Annotated in this window: 14 protein-coding genes and 3 tRNA genes; 3 read left to right on the top strand and 14 right to left on the bottom strand. The window is 37.7% G+C overall.

The window, feature by feature from the left end; genetic code table 11:
• Positions 1-42: 42 nt before the first annotated feature.
• The 7 genes from IGJ24_RS05415 to IGJ24_RS05385 form a co-directional block, all read right to left on the bottom strand.
• Positions 43-114, bottom strand: a tRNA-Gln gene (locus IGJ24_RS05415).
• 9 nt (positions 115-123) lie between these two features.
• Positions 124-204 (bottom strand) — tRNA-Tyr (locus IGJ24_RS05410).
• A 96-nt stretch (positions 205-300) separates the two neighbouring features.
• Entirely contained in the window at positions 301-534 is a 234-nt protein-coding gene (locus IGJ24_RS05405) for a DUF2969 domain-containing protein (protein ID WP_002357806.1), read from the bottom strand.
• A gap of 146 nt (positions 535-680) precedes the next feature.
• Positions 681-2,150, bottom strand: a complete 1,470-nt coding sequence (locus tag IGJ24_RS05400; RefSeq protein ID WP_289865765.1) for a flotillin family protein — start codon at positions 2,148-2,150, stop codon at positions 681-683.
• Between the two features lie 16 nt (positions 2,151-2,166).
• On the bottom strand, positions 2,167-2,700 hold the full coding sequence (locus IGJ24_RS05395) for a hypothetical protein (RefSeq protein ID WP_002357809.1): 534 nt from the start codon (positions 2,698-2,700) through the stop codon (positions 2,167-2,169).
• Between the two features lie 183 nt (positions 2,701-2,883).
• Positions 2,884-5,520: an FtsX-like permease family protein gene (locus IGJ24_RS05390; RefSeq protein WP_289865764.1), complete on the bottom strand. Its 2,637-nt coding sequence runs from the start codon at positions 5,518-5,520 to the stop codon at positions 2,884-2,886.
• Between the two features lie 9 nt (positions 5,521-5,529).
• Complete coding sequence (locus IGJ24_RS05385; protein WP_002363831.1) at positions 5,530-6,231, bottom strand: ABC transporter ATP-binding protein; 702 nt, start codon at positions 6,229-6,231, stop codon at positions 5,530-5,532.
• A 160-nt stretch (positions 6,232-6,391) separates the two neighbouring features.
• Between IGJ24_RS05385 and IGJ24_RS05380 the strand changes: the two genes are divergently transcribed.
• Positions 6,392-7,051, top strand: a complete 660-nt coding sequence (locus IGJ24_RS05380) for a DNA/RNA non-specific endonuclease (protein ID WP_002357812.1) — start codon at positions 6,392-6,394, stop codon at positions 7,049-7,051.
• Between the two features lie 13 nt (positions 7,052-7,064).
• Entirely contained in the window at positions 7,065-7,451 is a 387-nt protein-coding gene (locus IGJ24_RS05375) for a hypothetical protein (protein ID WP_002360464.1), read from the top strand.
• 42 nt (positions 7,452-7,493) lie between these two features.
• On the opposite strand, the gene nagA is transcribed toward IGJ24_RS05375, so the two are convergent.
• Together nagA and IGJ24_RS05365 are read right to left on the bottom strand one after the other, a co-directional pair.
• A complete protein-coding gene (nagA, locus tag IGJ24_RS05370) occupies positions 7,494-8,642 on the bottom strand; it encodes an N-acetylglucosamine-6-phosphate deacetylase (protein ID WP_002357814.1) in 1,149 nt (382 codons plus the stop codon).
• A gap of 100 nt (positions 8,643-8,742) precedes the next feature.
• Entirely contained in the window at positions 8,743-9,570 is an 828-nt protein-coding gene (locus tag IGJ24_RS05365; protein WP_002381942.1) for a helix-turn-helix domain-containing protein, read from the bottom strand.
• Between the two features lie 177 nt (positions 9,571-9,747).
• Between IGJ24_RS05365 and IGJ24_RS05360 the strand changes: the two genes are divergently transcribed.
• A complete protein-coding gene (locus IGJ24_RS05360) occupies positions 9,748-9,924 on the top strand; it encodes a hypothetical protein (protein WP_002357816.1) in 177 nt (58 codons plus the stop codon).
• 65 nt (positions 9,925-9,989) lie between these two features.
• Here IGJ24_RS05360 and IGJ24_RS05355 read toward each other — a convergent pair whose 3' ends face one another.
• The 5 genes from IGJ24_RS05355 to IGJ24_RS05335 all read right to left on the bottom strand — a co-directional run bounded on the left by IGJ24_RS05355 (position 9,990) and on the right by IGJ24_RS05335 (position 15,172).
• Positions 9,990-11,207, bottom strand: a complete 1,218-nt coding sequence (locus IGJ24_RS05355; RefSeq protein ID WP_002357817.1) for a pyridoxal phosphate-dependent aminotransferase — start codon at positions 11,205-11,207, stop codon at positions 9,990-9,992.
• A 300-nt stretch (positions 11,208-11,507) separates the two neighbouring features.
• Positions 11,508-11,591: transfer RNA gene (locus IGJ24_RS05350), tRNA-Leu, on the bottom strand.
• A 68-nt stretch (positions 11,592-11,659) separates the two neighbouring features.
• A complete protein-coding gene (locus tag IGJ24_RS05345; RefSeq protein ID WP_002365561.1) occupies positions 11,660-12,121 on the bottom strand; it encodes a SprT family protein in 462 nt (153 codons plus the stop codon).
• Between the two features lie 26 nt (positions 12,122-12,147).
• The gene (locus tag IGJ24_RS05340) at positions 12,148-14,340 is read right to left on the bottom strand and encodes a Tex family protein (protein WP_289865763.1); all 2,193 of its coding nucleotides are present in this window, start codon (positions 14,338-14,340) and stop codon (positions 12,148-12,150) included.
• A gap of 97 nt (positions 14,341-14,437) precedes the next feature.
• Positions 14,438-15,172, bottom strand: coding sequence for a metallophosphoesterase family protein (locus IGJ24_RS05335; RefSeq protein WP_010819951.1), 735 nt, complete (start codon positions 15,170-15,172; stop codon positions 14,438-14,440).
• Between the last annotated feature and the right edge of the window lie 55 nt (positions 15,173-15,227).

Here is a 15,227-nt window from a genome sequence, read left to right as displayed (position 1 = left end):
ATACAAAAAAAGAACATCTCTCTACCAGAAATGTTCTGAAAACTGGGGTAGCTGGATTCGAACCAACGCATGACGGAGTCAAAGTCCGTTGCCTTACCGCTTGGCTATACCCCAAAAAGAAAATGGAGGAAAGTGGATTCGAACCACTGAACCCTAAGGAACGGATTTACAGTCCGTCGCGTTTAGCCACTTCGCTATTCCTCCAAAAAGTCATTGTCGCTGTAACGACCTGACTTAGTTATAATACAATCTTTTCCAGAAAAAAGCAACCCTTTTTTTAAAAAAATTGTTATTTATTTTTTATTCACTTAAATTCCATTGACGAATAATTGTTTCAAAGGCTTCGTCCAGATTTTTTGCTGTACCTTCTTGCTTACCATCAATTTCAATGATGAATTTTTTATCATTTTGCGGAATGACACGACCGATTTCTTTTTTACCAATAAATAATTTGTTCATTAAAACATTTGCTCCATTGTATTGGGCTTTTTCTTCTTCAACACGTACTTCAATATCTTTATTCTTTTTTGACATCTCTATCCCTCCAAGAACTCTATGTTATCAGAATCTTTGAAACAAAACAAGCACTCGCTATTTCTCTGTCAGCTTGTTCGTTTATCGTTTCAATGCAGCATTAAGGAGTAACGAAATGCGATTCGCTACTCCTTAAAGGCTGATTTCTATTCTTTTTCTGAACCTTCTGTTACATGATAGTTCACGCTATTTGAGGTACCTTTTTTAGAAAAGTTTTCAATTAGCTCTTTCACGTCGAGGCCCGTTGTTTCTTTTAGTGTTTCTTGTGTACCAGCCAACAAGTTTGTTGCATAATTGGTAATACGGTTGGCGCCAGAATTTTCGCCACCTGCGCCTGTATCTACCACTGAAATCTTGTCGATGTTGCCCAGTGGTTGTGCTGCTTCTTTCATTAATTGTGGCAACATTTCCATCACCATACTTAACACAGCTGCTTCACCATATTCTTTGAAGGCATCAGCAATCTTTTGTTTGGCTTCGGCTTCCGCTGCACCACGAGCTAAAATAGCTTCGGCTTGCGCTTGACCTGTTAAACGCGTTTTATTGGCTTCCGCTTCGGCTAATGCTTCAACTTTGAAGCGTTCTGCTTCAGCTTCTGCTACTTCGCGTGCTTTTTGAGCAAGAGCTTCTTGTTCGCGTGCGTAACGATCTGCATCGGCTTTTTTCTTCACTTCTGAGTCGTATTGTTTTTCACGACGCGTAATTTCTTTTTCTTCTAACTCAATTTGTTTTTGACGTTCAACGACTTTGACTTCCATTTCTTGTTCCACCACATGTTGTTGTGCACGCGCACTTTCCAAGTTATAGGCTTGGTCTGCTTTGGCTTTGGCAATATCTTGTTCTTGTTTGTATAACGCTAATTTCAATTCTTTTTCTTTTGAAGCTTCTGCAATTTCTGTTTGACGTTGCAATTCCGCTTGTTGTGATTCTTTTTCAGCTTCCGCTTTTTTGATACGAGTTTCTTTCAAGGCTTCTGCTTCAGCAATATCTGCATCACGTTTAACTTGAGCGATTCTTGGTTTCCCTAATGAATCCAAGTATCCATTTTTATCACGAACTTCTTTAATTGTGAACGACACAATAACTAAGCCCATTTTAGCTAAGTCAACACTGGCAACTTCTTGTACACTTTGGCTAAATTTATCACGATTTTGGTAAATTTCTTCCACTGTCATTGAACCTAAAATCGAACGTAAATGTCCTTCTAATACTTCACGTGCTTCATTTTCTAATTCTTCCGTTGTTTTTCCTAAAAATTGTTCCGCTGCTGTCGCAATTTCTTCAACTGACGAACCAATTTTAATGATTGATGTCCCATCACACATCACAGGAACCCCTTGTTCTGTGTACACTTCTGGTGTGGAAACATCTAATTTACTTGAAAGCAAACTAATTCGATTTGAACGTTGGAACACTGGTAAGACAAACGCACCACCGCCACGAACGATTTTAATTTTGTTGCCACCTTCGTCTACATGAACATTTTTAGAGCCTAGATAGCTCCCGCTGATAATTAACGCTTCATCAGGTTTGGCTGTCTGATATTTAGAAACAAACACAATTAATAACATTAATAATACTAAAACTGCAATAATAATCGGTAACAAAATCCCCATTTTCTTCTCTCCTACTCTATATTTTTAGACTGCCTTCGTAAGGAATGACATAACAAACCCGTTCTTTCAATTCAATAATCAATACCTCACTACCTCTTGGCGCAGCCACTTCTTGTGGCACATAAAATGCTGCTGGTCGACTTAACGAACCTGTGACACTCTTCAATTGAATCTCGCCCATTCCCCGGACAGGAATTGGGGTAATCACAGTAGCAACACGACCCTCCATGTCTTTTTCCGAAATAGAAATTGTGGCCTCCGAATTTTTCAAAGGGACCAACACATAAAAATTTAGGAAGAAAACAATAATGGTTGAAAGAATACCACTGACAATTAAAATAAGCCAACTATTCACCGCTGTTAACTCTTCCCCAAGGTACCCAAACAGCGAGGTAAAAGCAATCCATGGAATAATCAGCATTGGGTCCACCGGTCCATCAAAATTAAAAACATCCCCAAAAATAATTAGTAAAAAAGCGAGGACCGCGCTCCCCACTAATGCATAAAAATAAACCGTTTCCAATGGTAGACCTTCTAACACTTTTCCCACACTCCTTTCTGTGCTATAACCTAGTAATAGTGTACCAATTTTTAAATAAAAAGAGTAGTAATTTCCAAATAAATCTCAAAAGATACATCTTAAGACCTATTTTTTCTTAATAAAAGAAGCAACAATAAACGAGCAGCCCTAGAATTATCGAACTTCTACGGACTCCTCGTTTTTTAAAATGTGCTATTCATTTGATTTTAACGCTTCAATCATATTGATTTTCTTCAATTTCCGATGCATAATGACCATCACAAACAACGTGAAACACATGGTGATGACTGCGGAATATAGATAACTTGGCCAATGAATAATTGGCGAAAACATAATTAAATCAACTTCAACGGTTGCTAAAATATACTGATGCAAAATTTTCCCAAAGAAGCAGCCAACAATAATACCAATGAACGTTAAAATAATGTTTTCACGGTAAACATAGGTAGTGACTTCACGATCGTAAAACCCTAAAACCTTAATCGTGGAAAGTTCTCGAATCCGTTCAGAAACATTAATGTTGGTTAAATTATATAACACAATTAACGCTAAAGAACCAGAAACAGCAATTAGTACCCAAATGACAATATCAAGGCTTTTCAGCATATCATCAAACGAACCTTTCATCGCAGTTAAAAACGTAATGTTCAACACTTTCGGCTGTTTTGTCAACGCCTCTCCGATTGAGGTTTCTTGTTTTGAGGATAACTTTTTGTCAAAAAGTAGGAATTCTGTATTATACTCCGGCTTCTGTTTCGTCATCGTCTGGTAGAGTTTCGGCGTCATATAGACAAAATGACCCGTATAGTTTTCTGCAATCGCGGCAATTTTCACGTGATAGGTTTGATTATCACTATTTTCTAAATTTAATTGATCTCCGACTTTATAGCCAAATAATTTAGCTAATTTTTCATTAATGATTACACCGTCATCGTTGAGGGAATATTTTTCTCCAGTGACTCGATCATTAAATAATTGAAAATCAGCCATTTTCGAAGGATCTTGTGGCACATAAAGAGTAATATTTTGAGTTGGTGCGCCTTGGCCCTTCGTTTTAAAGATTTCTGAATATAACGGAATTGTTTTATTCAAACCATCCAGTTTGCGCAACGTTTCTTGATACTCTTTTGTCTCTTCAGCTGTTGTTTGCTCTTTAAAAGTCACGACTGCTTGGTAATGCCAGATTTTATTAAATTGAATTGTAGCGACATCCACAATTGAATCGCGTAAACCAAAACCAACAATTAACAGCCCCATACAACCAGCTATTCCGATAACGGTCATCAGCATCCGTCGTTTATAGCGGAACAGATTTCTAGCGGTCACTTTTTGAATAAAGCTCATGCGTTGCCATAAAGGGCGGATTCGTTCTAGTAAAATCCGTTGTCCTGCTTTCGGCGCTTTGGGTCTTAGCAAGGTAGCTGGTGTACTTAATAAATCGATTCTTAATGTCACTAAGGCCGCTCCCACAGTACAAGCTAAGGCTACAATGATGCCCCATAAACTGTAATTTAAGTACCACGGTGTAACTAAATCAGGAATATTGTACATTTGACCGTAGGCATCAAAAATTATTTTAGGGAATAGATAATAGCCAACTGCCAATCCTAATAATGCACCTGTTAGGCTAGCAACCGTTGCATAGGTAATGAAAATCGAAGCAATTTCACGATTACGATAACCTAAAGCTTTCAAACTACCAATTTCCATTCTTTTTTCTTCAACCATACGTGTCATGGTAGTTAAGCTGACTAATGCCGCAATTAGGAAAAAGAACAACGGGAACAGCGTGGCTAAAGAAGAAATCCGATCAGCGTTATCTTGATATTCAGAAAATCCTGGATTGTCTTCCCTAGTAAAATAATAATACGTTGGGGCTTTCAAATTGGCTAGCTCTGTTTCTTTTTCAGCCAACAGTTGTTCTTGTTTAGCCAATTCGTCTTTTTGCTTTTCAAGCATCTCAGCTGGAATTCCTGGTTGTTGCTCCAACTGCGCAAGTGCTTGTTTTCCCGTTTCCAGCGCTTGCCGACCTTGGTTAATGTCCGGCTGAGCCGAATCACGCAGAGCCGCAACCTGTTCTTCTGGCCGATTTTTCAGTGCCTCTTTTACTTGATTTAAGGCCTGCTCTCTTTTCTTTTCATAATCAGAGGAATACGTATTTTGATGTTTTAATGAACGAAATGAGATTAGCAATTCTGGATACCGTTGACTGTCAAAGGCTTTTTCCGAAACCACGCCAAAAAAGTTTAACGTTCCAGACCCGACCGTTGTGGTTCCCCTGGATGTATTATCAATATATTCTGGTGAATTGATAAATCCAACAACAGTAAAATGAGTTTGTTTCAGCCCTTTTTCTTTAATCGCTGCATCGTTTAAAGTGATTTTATCACCCATTTTATAGTCATATCTAGTTTTCGCTAATGTATCTAATGCAATTTCATTTGTTTGTTTAGGTAACCGACCGTCAACTACTTGATAGTTAACCGATCCTGCTTGATTTTTTCGATAGCCAAACAATTTTACTGCATTATTTTGCGGCCCAATCGTGGCATCTATTGTATACCGCGGCACAACTGTTTCGACATCTTTTAAAGACTGTAGTGTTGTTAAATCTTTCTTTTCCAGTCCCATTGTAGAAATTATTCGCGCATCTGGAAGCTGCTCTTTCTGGTAATAATTATTCGCGGTTTTAATCATATCTGGTCCAGTAGCTTTCAAACCAACAAAGACCATTACACCAAGGAAAATAATCCCCATAATCGATAAAAATCGTGTAGTAGATTGTCTAATTTCACGTAAGCTTGTTTTAATTAGCGCTGTTTTCTTCATTTTAGGCACCTACCATTCAATTTCAGCAACCAATTTAGGCTGATCATTCACAGTCATTTCGCGAACTTTCGCATCATTAATTCGAATTACCCGATCGGCCATTTCTGCAATGGCTGAATTGTGGGTAATAATTAAGACGGTCGTTCCAGTTTCACGAGCAGTATTTTGCAAAATAGTTAAAATTTGTTTCCCTGTTTCATAATCCAGTGCTCCTGTCGGTTCATCACATAAAAGTAACTTGGGCTTTTTAGCAATCGCACGGGCGATGGTTACTCGTTGTTGTTCACCACCAGAAAGTTGCGCTGGAAAATTATCTAAACGTTCCCCTAAACCCACCGATTGTAAAACATTGGTCGAATCCAACGCATCCGCAACGATTTGCGAAGCCAATTCGACATTTTCTTTTGCCGTTAAATTTGGGACTAAATTGTAAAATTGGAAAACAAACCCGACATCATTTCGTCGATAAGTGGTTAATTGTTTCTCTGAAAACTGAGCGATATCTGTGCCATCAATAATAATTTCCCCTTCATCACAGCTGTCCATTCCACCAAGAATATTTAAAACAGTTGATTTTCCAGCACCGCTGGGGCCTAAAATAACCGCTACTTCTCCTTTTTCCACTTCAAAAGAAATGCCGTCATTCGCAGTAATAGTTGTCTCTCCCATTTGGTAACGCTTGTATTCATTTTTGACTTCAATATAGGCCATCCACTATCCCTTCCCTTCTACATTAAAATAGTAACATATCTGAGAAAACAAGTCTTTCAAAGAAAAGCCTTTTTTGATTTTTTAGCAAATTTACGTATAATAGAAAAGATGGTCCACTTAAATTTGGACTATTGCAAGTATAAAATTAGAGGAGCACGTTATGGCAAACAGAAAGAAGAAACCACCATTTAATTCAACCATCATGCTGATTGGCGCATTAATCATTTTAATTTTAGGCGCGGTTGGCGTTAAAGTTCCTGATGCTTTACAAGATTTATTTAATGTTCAACCACAAACAACCACCCCTTCAAGCACACCAGCACCAAAAGGAGATAATCCCGGACCAATTGAAAATGGTAAAGCCACATTTTCAGCAGAGGAATTAAAGGATAACTCAAACGGCTGGATTACTTATCATTCTCTAGATCGTCTAAAACGAGCGACAGGCGCTGATGCGCTATTAAAACCCGCAATGGTCAATACAGGAACTTCCGCTAATAAAGATATTCGACCAGCTGGTTTCATTTCAGGAAAAGCTAATCATTCGCGTGGCCACCTAATCGGCCGTCAAATGGGAGGCAGTGGTGATGATCCACGTAACTTAACCACCTTGTATCAGAATCCTGTCAACACTCCTTATATGACGAAATATGAAAATCAGATTCGGGCAGCTCTTGATCGCGGCGAAACCGTTCGTTATCGCGTGACACCTGTATATAACGGAAACGATTTGTTGGCTGAAAAAATCATCTTAGAAGCCAAAAGCCTTAAAACAAATTCACCCATTGATTTTTCAGTAACTATTTTAAACAAACAATAAGGAGGAACTTTCATTGGATTTTGAACAGCTAAAAGAAACATTACCCGATGCAAAACCACAAACATTTTTGCAAGCAATCCTCTCTCAACCTCAAGAAGAGGATGCTGAATTAACTTTCAGTGAAGAAATTGATGAACAGTTTGTCGAAAATTGTAAATTTTTAGCCTCTCCAGAAACCATTTCTGAAACAGATGTGGAACATTGGCGCAAACAAGAATTTTTAGTTGTCGCCCAAAGTTTAGATGGCGATTATCTAGCAGGTACTCTAGAGCAAACCTTTGTGATTCCCAGCTCCCTTTACAAAGAGGATATTGAGCAATTTGACAAGCAATTAATCGATTTTTTTATTGCCTACGAGAACAAAGAAATCACTTCTGCGATTTTACCAAAAGAATTATAAAAAAAGCTTGCGGATAAATTTCCGCAAGCTTTTTCTTGTGTCTTATGCTCGATAACGTTCAACGCCATCTAAATAAGTAGCTGCTAATTCCATGGTTGGTTCTAATACGATAAAGTCAGCATCACGACCATTTGCAATCATGCCGCATTGATCATCAATTTTACAGCTAATCGCAGGAACTAATGAAGCCATCATAATTGCTTGTGCAGGTGTTGCAATACCCCAATCAACTACATTTTTAATTGCTTCTTTTAGTTTTAAAATACTACCTGCTAAGTTCCCAGTATCCAAACGAGCCGTTCCTTCTGCTACCACAACAGGAAATTCACCTAAATTGTAGTTGCCATCTGGCATACCGCCAGCCATCATGCAGTCTGTAATTAACGCAACGTGATCATGGCCAGCTTTTTCCATCAATACTTCAGCCGCTTGCGGATGTACATGGTGTCCATCACAAATTAATTCAGAGAAAACGTGTTGTAACGTTAACAATGCACCAACCATCCCTGGTTCACGGTGATTTAAGCCACGCATCCCATTATATGCATGAACAAAAACGCTAGCGCCTGCTTCAACTGCCACATCAGCTTCTTCTAAGGTCGCATTACTATGGCCTAAAGCAACAACGACACCTTCATCTGTAACGGTTTCAACAAATTCTTTCACCCCATTACGTTCTGGTGCCAACGCAATTTTCTTAATAATTCCGCCTGAAGCTTCTTGCCATTCGTGGAATGTATCAAGGTCTGGATCTCCAAAATAACTTGGATTTTGTGCGCCTTTATGTTCTTCAGTAAAGAAAGGTCCTTCAAAGTAAATCCCTTGAATTTTTGCACCAGGTACTTCTTGGTAGACTTGACCAATCGTACGTGCAACGTCTGTTAAACGTTCTTTACTTGACGTTAACGTTGTTGGTAAAAATGAAGTTACACCACAAGATAATAAGCCTTCAGACATCACTTTAATGCCTTCTGCATCGTTATCCATTACGTCATGATTCATGTAACCATGAATATGAGTATCGACTAAACCCGGGGCAATCCATTTGCCTTCCTCACGAATAATTTTTACGTCCCCTTGCGGTTCATCTTTTGTATAATTACCAAAGATACCATCCGTGATTTCTAAATAACCAGGTCCTTTAACATCGCTTTTTAAAAAGAACTTGTCTGCAAAGATAAATGTTTTCATCTTCATCCTTCTTTCTTTATTTTACTTACTTCAAAAGTACTCTTAATCAGTACAAAAGTCAAGAAATGGTGTAGACCTTTTAAGCAATTCTGAGGATTTTTTAAAGATTGCCACTTTCCACATTTTTCATTTGTTGTGCTAAGTTCAGATAACGTTCCGCTTCTTCATGTTTATTCTTTCTCATTAAAACTAAATATTTTAGATTTAATAATTCACTTAAATAATAATAACTATTTTTTTTGCGAGCCCAAGTAATTCCTTGATCCACATAAATTTCGGCATCTTTTTCTGTATAATTTTTAAATAAGAAATCAGCATAATTAAAAAATATTTTCGTTAACTCTGCATTACTGCGTTCATTTGGCAATTGATTAAAATAATGAATACTCAAACTTAAAAATCGTTCTGCTTCTACTCGATTGCCCATGTAACCATAAGTGGCACCTAGACAACTAATTAATTGAATCTCTAAATCAGAAACATTTAACTTATCGGCTTTATAGGTGAAAGATAACCCTTTACGCAAGCTAGCAATAGCTTTTTCATAATCATTTAGAACAAACAATTCACAACTACCTAAATAATAATAATATTTTTGCCAGTCCGTATCTAAATACAATTGTTCTTCAATACGATTTTCCTTTAAATAATTTAATAATAATTGATATTTTTTATGGCGAAAATATTCAGCCATTTTTTCAAATGAATACGTAACAACATGCACATCACCAGATTTATAACGCATAATCTGGTCAACAGTCACACCTAAACGATCACAAAGTTGTTGCATTACGAGAACGTTTGGCAACTCTTCATTGTTTTCAATGCGACTTAAAACACTTTGCGAACAGATGTCTTCTGATAACATTTTCTGTGTCAATTTTCTATTTTTTCTAATTTCTTTAATAACTGCACCTAAAGAATTCATCACAATAGCTCCTATTTATATCGGCCATTTTCCTTGCAAAATGGGGATTTTGTCAAAATATGCGAATTCGCATTATGCTTTTATTGTACTTTATTGCATAATATACTGCAAGAACATTATCTAAGGTTTTCTTAGAAAATAAATAGGTTCATTTTTATTAAAAAGGAGTGTTATTGTATGGCCGAAGAGAAAAAGGTTCACTTCATTTGGGAAAAAACAAATTATTCAGGCTTTGTGGAGAAGGAGTATGAAAATTCTTATCTCATCGTAGTAGCAAATCCTAGTCCTGATATGGAAGAAAAATATACCAACCGAATGATTATTAGTAAAAAAGCATGTGAAACCGCAGAATAGTATTGTTGATAAAACAAGAACTACCAAAAAATAGCTTCGTTAGAGGCTATTTTTTGGTAGTTCTTTTATTTTTGTTTGTAGGTACTTAAAAATTCACGCATTTTATCTGCTGTAGTTTTTAAGTCTTCCATTTTCGGTAAATAAACAATACGGAAGTGATCGGGTTGTTGCCAGTTGAACCCACCACCATGGACTAATAAAATATGATGTTTGTGTAAGAAATCTAAAACAAATTTTTCATCATCATAAATGTCGAATTTGGCCGTATCAATTTTCGGGAAAATATAGAAAGCTGCTTTAGGCTTCACGGCTGATAAACCAGGAATATCATTTATCGCATTGTAAATAAATTCTCGTTGTTCGTAAATTCTGCCACCTGGTAAAAGTAAATCATCGACACTTTGATAGCCGCCTAATGCGGTTTGAATGATTTGTTGTGACAACACATTCGAACATAACCGCATGGAAGCAAGCATATTTAGCCCTTCGATATACCCTTTTACTCGTGATTTATCTCCACTTAACACCATCCAACCGCATCGGAAGCCTGCCACTCGATGTGATTTTGACAAACCATTCAATGTTACGACAAATAAATCAGGTGCTAATGTAGCAATCGGTACATGAACCAAACCGTCCATGACCAAGCGATCATAAATTTCATCGGAGTAAATAATTAAATCATTTTGACGTGCCACTTCGACAATTTCTAGTAATAACTCTTTCGGATATAAAGCACCAGTCGGATTATTTGGATTTATAATAACGATTGCTTTTGTATTCGAAGTTATTTTTGATTTTATATCATCAATGTCTGGATACCATTCTGCTTGCTCATCACAAATATAATGGACGGGCGTACCGCCTGCCAAAGAAACAGACGCAGTCCATAAAGGATAGTCTGGCATTGGCACAAGTACTTCATCGCCGTTATTTAACAAGCCTTGCATACACATGGTAATTAATTCACTCACGCCATTACCAGTGTAAATATCATTAATCGTTACATTAGGAAATTTTTTTAATTGGCAATATTGTTCAATCGCTTTTCTTGCAGAAAAAATACCTTTTGAATCGGAATAACCTTCTGAATCGCGAACATTTACAATCATGTCGCGCACAATTTCATTTGGGGCATCAAAACCAAATGGCGCTGGATTCCCTGTATTTAATTTCAAAATACGTATGCCCTCTTCTTGCATGCGTTCTGCTTCTTCTAAAACAGGACCACGGACATCGTAACTTACGTTATTTAATTTATCGGATTTTTTAAAATTTCTCACACGGACTCCCTCGCTTCACAAATTTATACTCTAAAGTTACGCCAACTATAATGAAAAAGCAATAATAAATATCAGAATTTAATAAAAAATTGATGGTTTTTCCGTAATAAACAAGAGCGTGGGACAAAAATCACTTTGGATTTTTGCTCCACGCTCAAAAACTGATAAACGGCGGGAATAGAAGCAACTTCTTCGGAAATAAGCCGAAATTCTCCAAAAATTAAAGAACAATTTTCGGAAATTCCTTCTTATTTCTCGGAGTTAAACACTTCTGTCCCGACATTTTGTTATACTAGTTGATGCAGATGATGGGACTCGAACCCACACGGACATCTGTCCACATGACCCTCAATCATGCTTGTCTGCCAATTCCAACACATCTGCATTTTAAGAGCACTTATTTATCCTAAAATAATTACTGGTCTTTGTCAAGATAACAAAGACCAGAATCGTTAGATTTGTTCTTTTTTCGCTTGCCAGGACAAACGCCCATGACATTTTCCGCAGACATATCGTGTCGTATCAATTCGTCGTTTTCTGAGGATGACTTCTCCACAAGACTGACATTGGTACTGATGGAAAACTGCTTTTTTCCGTTCTACCAGAGGCGGTGCGTAACGGGCACCGCCAGTCTTAGCCAATAACTCTTTAAAGTCCTTATCTTTATGCTGATAGCCTTTGCCAGCTAAATGTAAATGATAGTGACATAACTCATGCTTAATGACTTTTTCCAGTTCCTCTTGTCCATACTTTAAAAAGACAGTTGGATTAAAATCCAGGTGATGCGAAGCTAAATGATAGCGACCGCCCGTAGTTTTTAACCGCCGATTAAATGTAGCTTGATGCAGAAAAGGTTTCTGAAAAAATACGATTGAAATTTTTTCCACTAGCGTTTGAAGCGCTTGATCTGTCATCAAGACTGGTTGAGACTCTTTCATTGTTACTCTTTTCTATCAGCACGAGGCAACATGGTTAAACTAATACGCCCCTTTTTCAAGTCAACATCTTCTACCCAAACTGTGACTACATCACCCACCGCAACAACATCCGTTGGGTGCTTAACAAATTTAGTACTTAACTTAGAAATGTGGACTAAGCCATCTTGCTTCACACCAATATCGACAAACGCACCAAAGTCAATTACGTTTCGAACAGTCCCTTGCATTTCCATTCCTGGTTTCAAATCTTCCATCGTCAACACGTCTTTACGTAAAAGTGGCGCTGACATCTCATCGCGCATATCACGACCTGGTTGGATTAAACTAGCAATAATATCTGTGAGTGTTTCTGAACCTACTTCTAACTCAGTAGCTAATTGATTCACTGGTAACTGTTTCAATTTTTCGATAGCTTCTGCTGTCCCTAATTCTTTAGAAGCAATCTCTGCTTTTTCTAAAATTGCTTGTGCTACTGGATAACTTTCTGGGTGAATGCCAGTGTTATCTAACACATTTTTGCCATTAGGAATTCGTAAAAAGCCAATTGCTTGTTCAAATGCTTTTGGTCCTAAACGAGGTACTTTTTTGACTTGATTTCGTGCTGTGAAGACACCATTTTCATCACGATAAGTGACTAAGTTTTGCGCCGTTGTTTTATTTAAGCCAGAAATATGTTGTAAAAGTTGAGCACTCGCTGTATTCACATCAACACCAACTTGGTTTACCGCAGTTTCTACAACAAAATTCAATTGCTCGGCAAGACGTTTTTGCGATACGTCATGCTGATATTGACCGACCCCGACTGCTTTGGGATCAATTTTTACTAATTCTGCCAACGGATCTTGTAAACGACGTGCAATGCTGACCGCACTTCGTTCTTCGACTTGTAAATCAGGAAACTCTTTACGAGCCACTTCACTCGCAGAGTAAACGGAAGCCCCTGCTTCATTAACGATCACGTAAAAGACGTCACGCTTCACCGCTTTTAATTGCTCTGCCACAAACAATTCAGATTCACGACTTGCCGTTCCGTTTCCAATAGCTACCATGTCCACTTGATAGTCTTCAATGATTTTTTTAAAGGCTGGACCAGCGGCTTCACGTTTCGCAGCAGTCGCTGGTTTATGTGGATAAATCACTTGAATTGCTAAAACTTTACCCGTTTCATCGACAACTGCTAATTTACAACCTGTCCGATAAGCCGGGTCAAATCCTAGAACAACTTTTCCTTTAAGTGGTGACTGTAATAATAAATTACGTAAATTTTCACCGAAAATTGCAATCGCTTGTTCATCAGCTTTTTCTGTTAATTCATTGCGGATCTCCCGTTCAATCGCTGGCCCAATAAATCGTTTATAGCTATCTAAATAAGCAGCCTCAATGTATGGAGCAGCAAAACTTGTTGCTTGTTTGCCGATTAGTTGACGTTGGAAATAATCATTAATTTTTGTTTCATCAGCGACAAGGGAAACCTTTAAAATGTCTTCTTTTTCACCACGATTCGTTGCTAAGACACGGTGCGGCACCATTTTGCTAACTGGTTCTGCAAAATCGTAATACATTTCATAGGTCCGCTTTTCGTCTTTTTCTTCATCCTTAACTACGCTAACGTATTGCGCATGTTTAACCATATAATCACGTAACCATGTTCGGTATTTTGGTTCATCGCTAATACGTTCTGCTAAAATTTCATGAGCACCTTGCAAGGCTATCTCGGCGGTTGCAACTTCTTTTTCTTCATTAATAAAAGTAGCCGCTTTAGCTAAGATATCCGCGTTTTCAGGTAAAGAGAGCAACCAATCTGCTAATGGTTCCAACCCTTTTTCTTTCGCGATAGTCGCTTTAGTCCGACGTTTTTGTTTATATGGTCGATATAAATCTTCCACTTGTTGCATTTTTACTGCTTTTTGAATATCTGTTTTGAGTTCTTTTGTTAGTTTTCCTTGCTCTTCAATTAAACGGAGAACTTCTTCTTTCCGCTTTTTCAAGTTTTGTAAATAATGATAACGTTCTTCTATTTCACGGATTTGGACTTCATCTAAACTTCCAGTCATTTCTTTCCGGTAACGGGCAATAAAAGGAACTGTATTTCCTTCATTTAATAAAGTTAAAACCGTTGTTATTTGTTTTGAACGATACGTTGTCAATTCTTTTTGAAGTAGCGCTACTACTTCTTCGTTATAAGCTTCTGCCATTAACTAGATACCTCTTTTCTTATGCATACTTATCTATTTTAGCATATTTTTGCTTCTAAATATAGAAGTGAGGTAACTGATTCGTGCGATTAAGGAATCAAAATTCTGGTTGCCACGCAGGGGTGCGTTTTTGATATTCGATATCTTGGACAATGCCTTTTTCATTAAAAATCACACCATGTACAGAACCGCCAAAAATAGCACCACCATCTATCCCAATTTTTCCATCACTTTGCCAAAGGTCCGTGGTCTGCATATCACCATGTAACATCGGAGTAATGGTATGACCAAAAACAATGGTCTTGCCTGTATTATTTTTCCCTTGATGAAAGGGTTCACGAATCCACAAAAAATCCTTAGGTGCTGTTTGCCGCCAATCTTCCATCGTTAAATCAACCCCAGCATGCACAAATAAGTAATGCTGCCATTCAAAATAAAGCGGTCGTTTTGTTAAAAAATCAATTAACTCTGGATAGCGACTACGGATCATTAAGGCCATTTCTGTTGGTGAGTATTCTGCAGTAGCTCCTGGATGCAAGAGGCTTTCAATTGTTTCCTTGCCACCATTGCGAACATATCCTGCAAACCAGTCCTCTGGATTTTGAAGAAACTGCAAAAAATATTCTTCATGATTGCCTCGTAAATAAACAGCGTCGTGTTGCTCGACAAGTTCTTTTCCTTTGAGAAAACAGGCTTTAGAATCCGGACCACGGTCGTTTAAATCACCAATTAAAACTAGCTGATGCTCGACTGGGTCATAGTCTGTGAGTAAGGCATCAAACAAATCTGCTTGTCCATGAATATCACTGATTACATAAACATATGGTTTCATAAATAAGCCCTCCTAACTTGCTTATATTAAGTATACGCTAAATTTTAAAATATTC

The organism is Enterococcus sp. DIV0546, assembly GCF_051712785.1.
GTDB classification, from domain to species: domain Bacteria; phylum Bacillota; class Bacilli; order Lactobacillales; family Enterococcaceae; genus Enterococcus; species Enterococcus faecalis.
Note: the sequence above shows the minus strand (reverse complement) of the source record. Positions and strands in the feature narration are given on the sequence as shown.

Coding starts and splice junctions, on each gene's coding strand:
- IGJ24_RS05405 (WP_002357806.1), bottom strand. CDS start 534: ATGTCAAAAAAGAATAAAGATATTGAAGTACGTGTTGAAGAAGAAAAA.
- IGJ24_RS05400 (WP_289865765.1), bottom strand. CDS start 2,150: ATGGGGATTTTGTTACCGATTATTATTGCAGTTTTAGTATTATTAATG.
- IGJ24_RS05390 (WP_289865764.1), bottom strand. CDS start 5,520: ATGAAGAAAACAGCGCTAATTAAAACAAGCTTACGTGAAATTAGACAA.
- IGJ24_RS05385 (WP_002363831.1), bottom strand. CDS start 6,231: ATGGCCTATATTGAAGTCAAAAATGAATACAAGCGTTACCAAATGGGA.
- IGJ24_RS05380 (WP_002357812.1), top strand. CDS start 6,392: ATGGCAAACAGAAAGAAGAAACCACCATTTAATTCAACCATCATGCTG.
- nagA (WP_002357814.1), bottom strand. CDS start 8,642: ATGAAAACATTTATCTTTGCAGACAAGTTCTTTTTAAAAAGCGATGTT.
- IGJ24_RS05365 (WP_002381942.1), bottom strand. CDS start 9,570: ATGAATTCTTTAGGTGCAGTTATTAAAGAAATTAGAAAAAATAGAAAA.
- IGJ24_RS05360 (WP_002357816.1), top strand. CDS start 9,748: ATGGCCGAAGAGAAAAAGGTTCACTTCATTTGGGAAAAAACAAATTAT.
- IGJ24_RS05345 (WP_002365561.1), bottom strand. CDS start 12,121: ATGACAGATCAAGCGCTTCAAACGCTAGTGGAAAAAATTTCAATCGTA.
- IGJ24_RS05340 (WP_289865763.1), bottom strand. CDS start 14,340: ATGGCAGAAGCTTATAACGAAGAAGTAGTAGCGCTACTTCAAAAAGAA.
- IGJ24_RS05335 (WP_010819951.1), bottom strand. CDS start 15,172: ATGAAACCATATGTTTATGTAATCAGTGATATTCATGGACAAGCAGAT.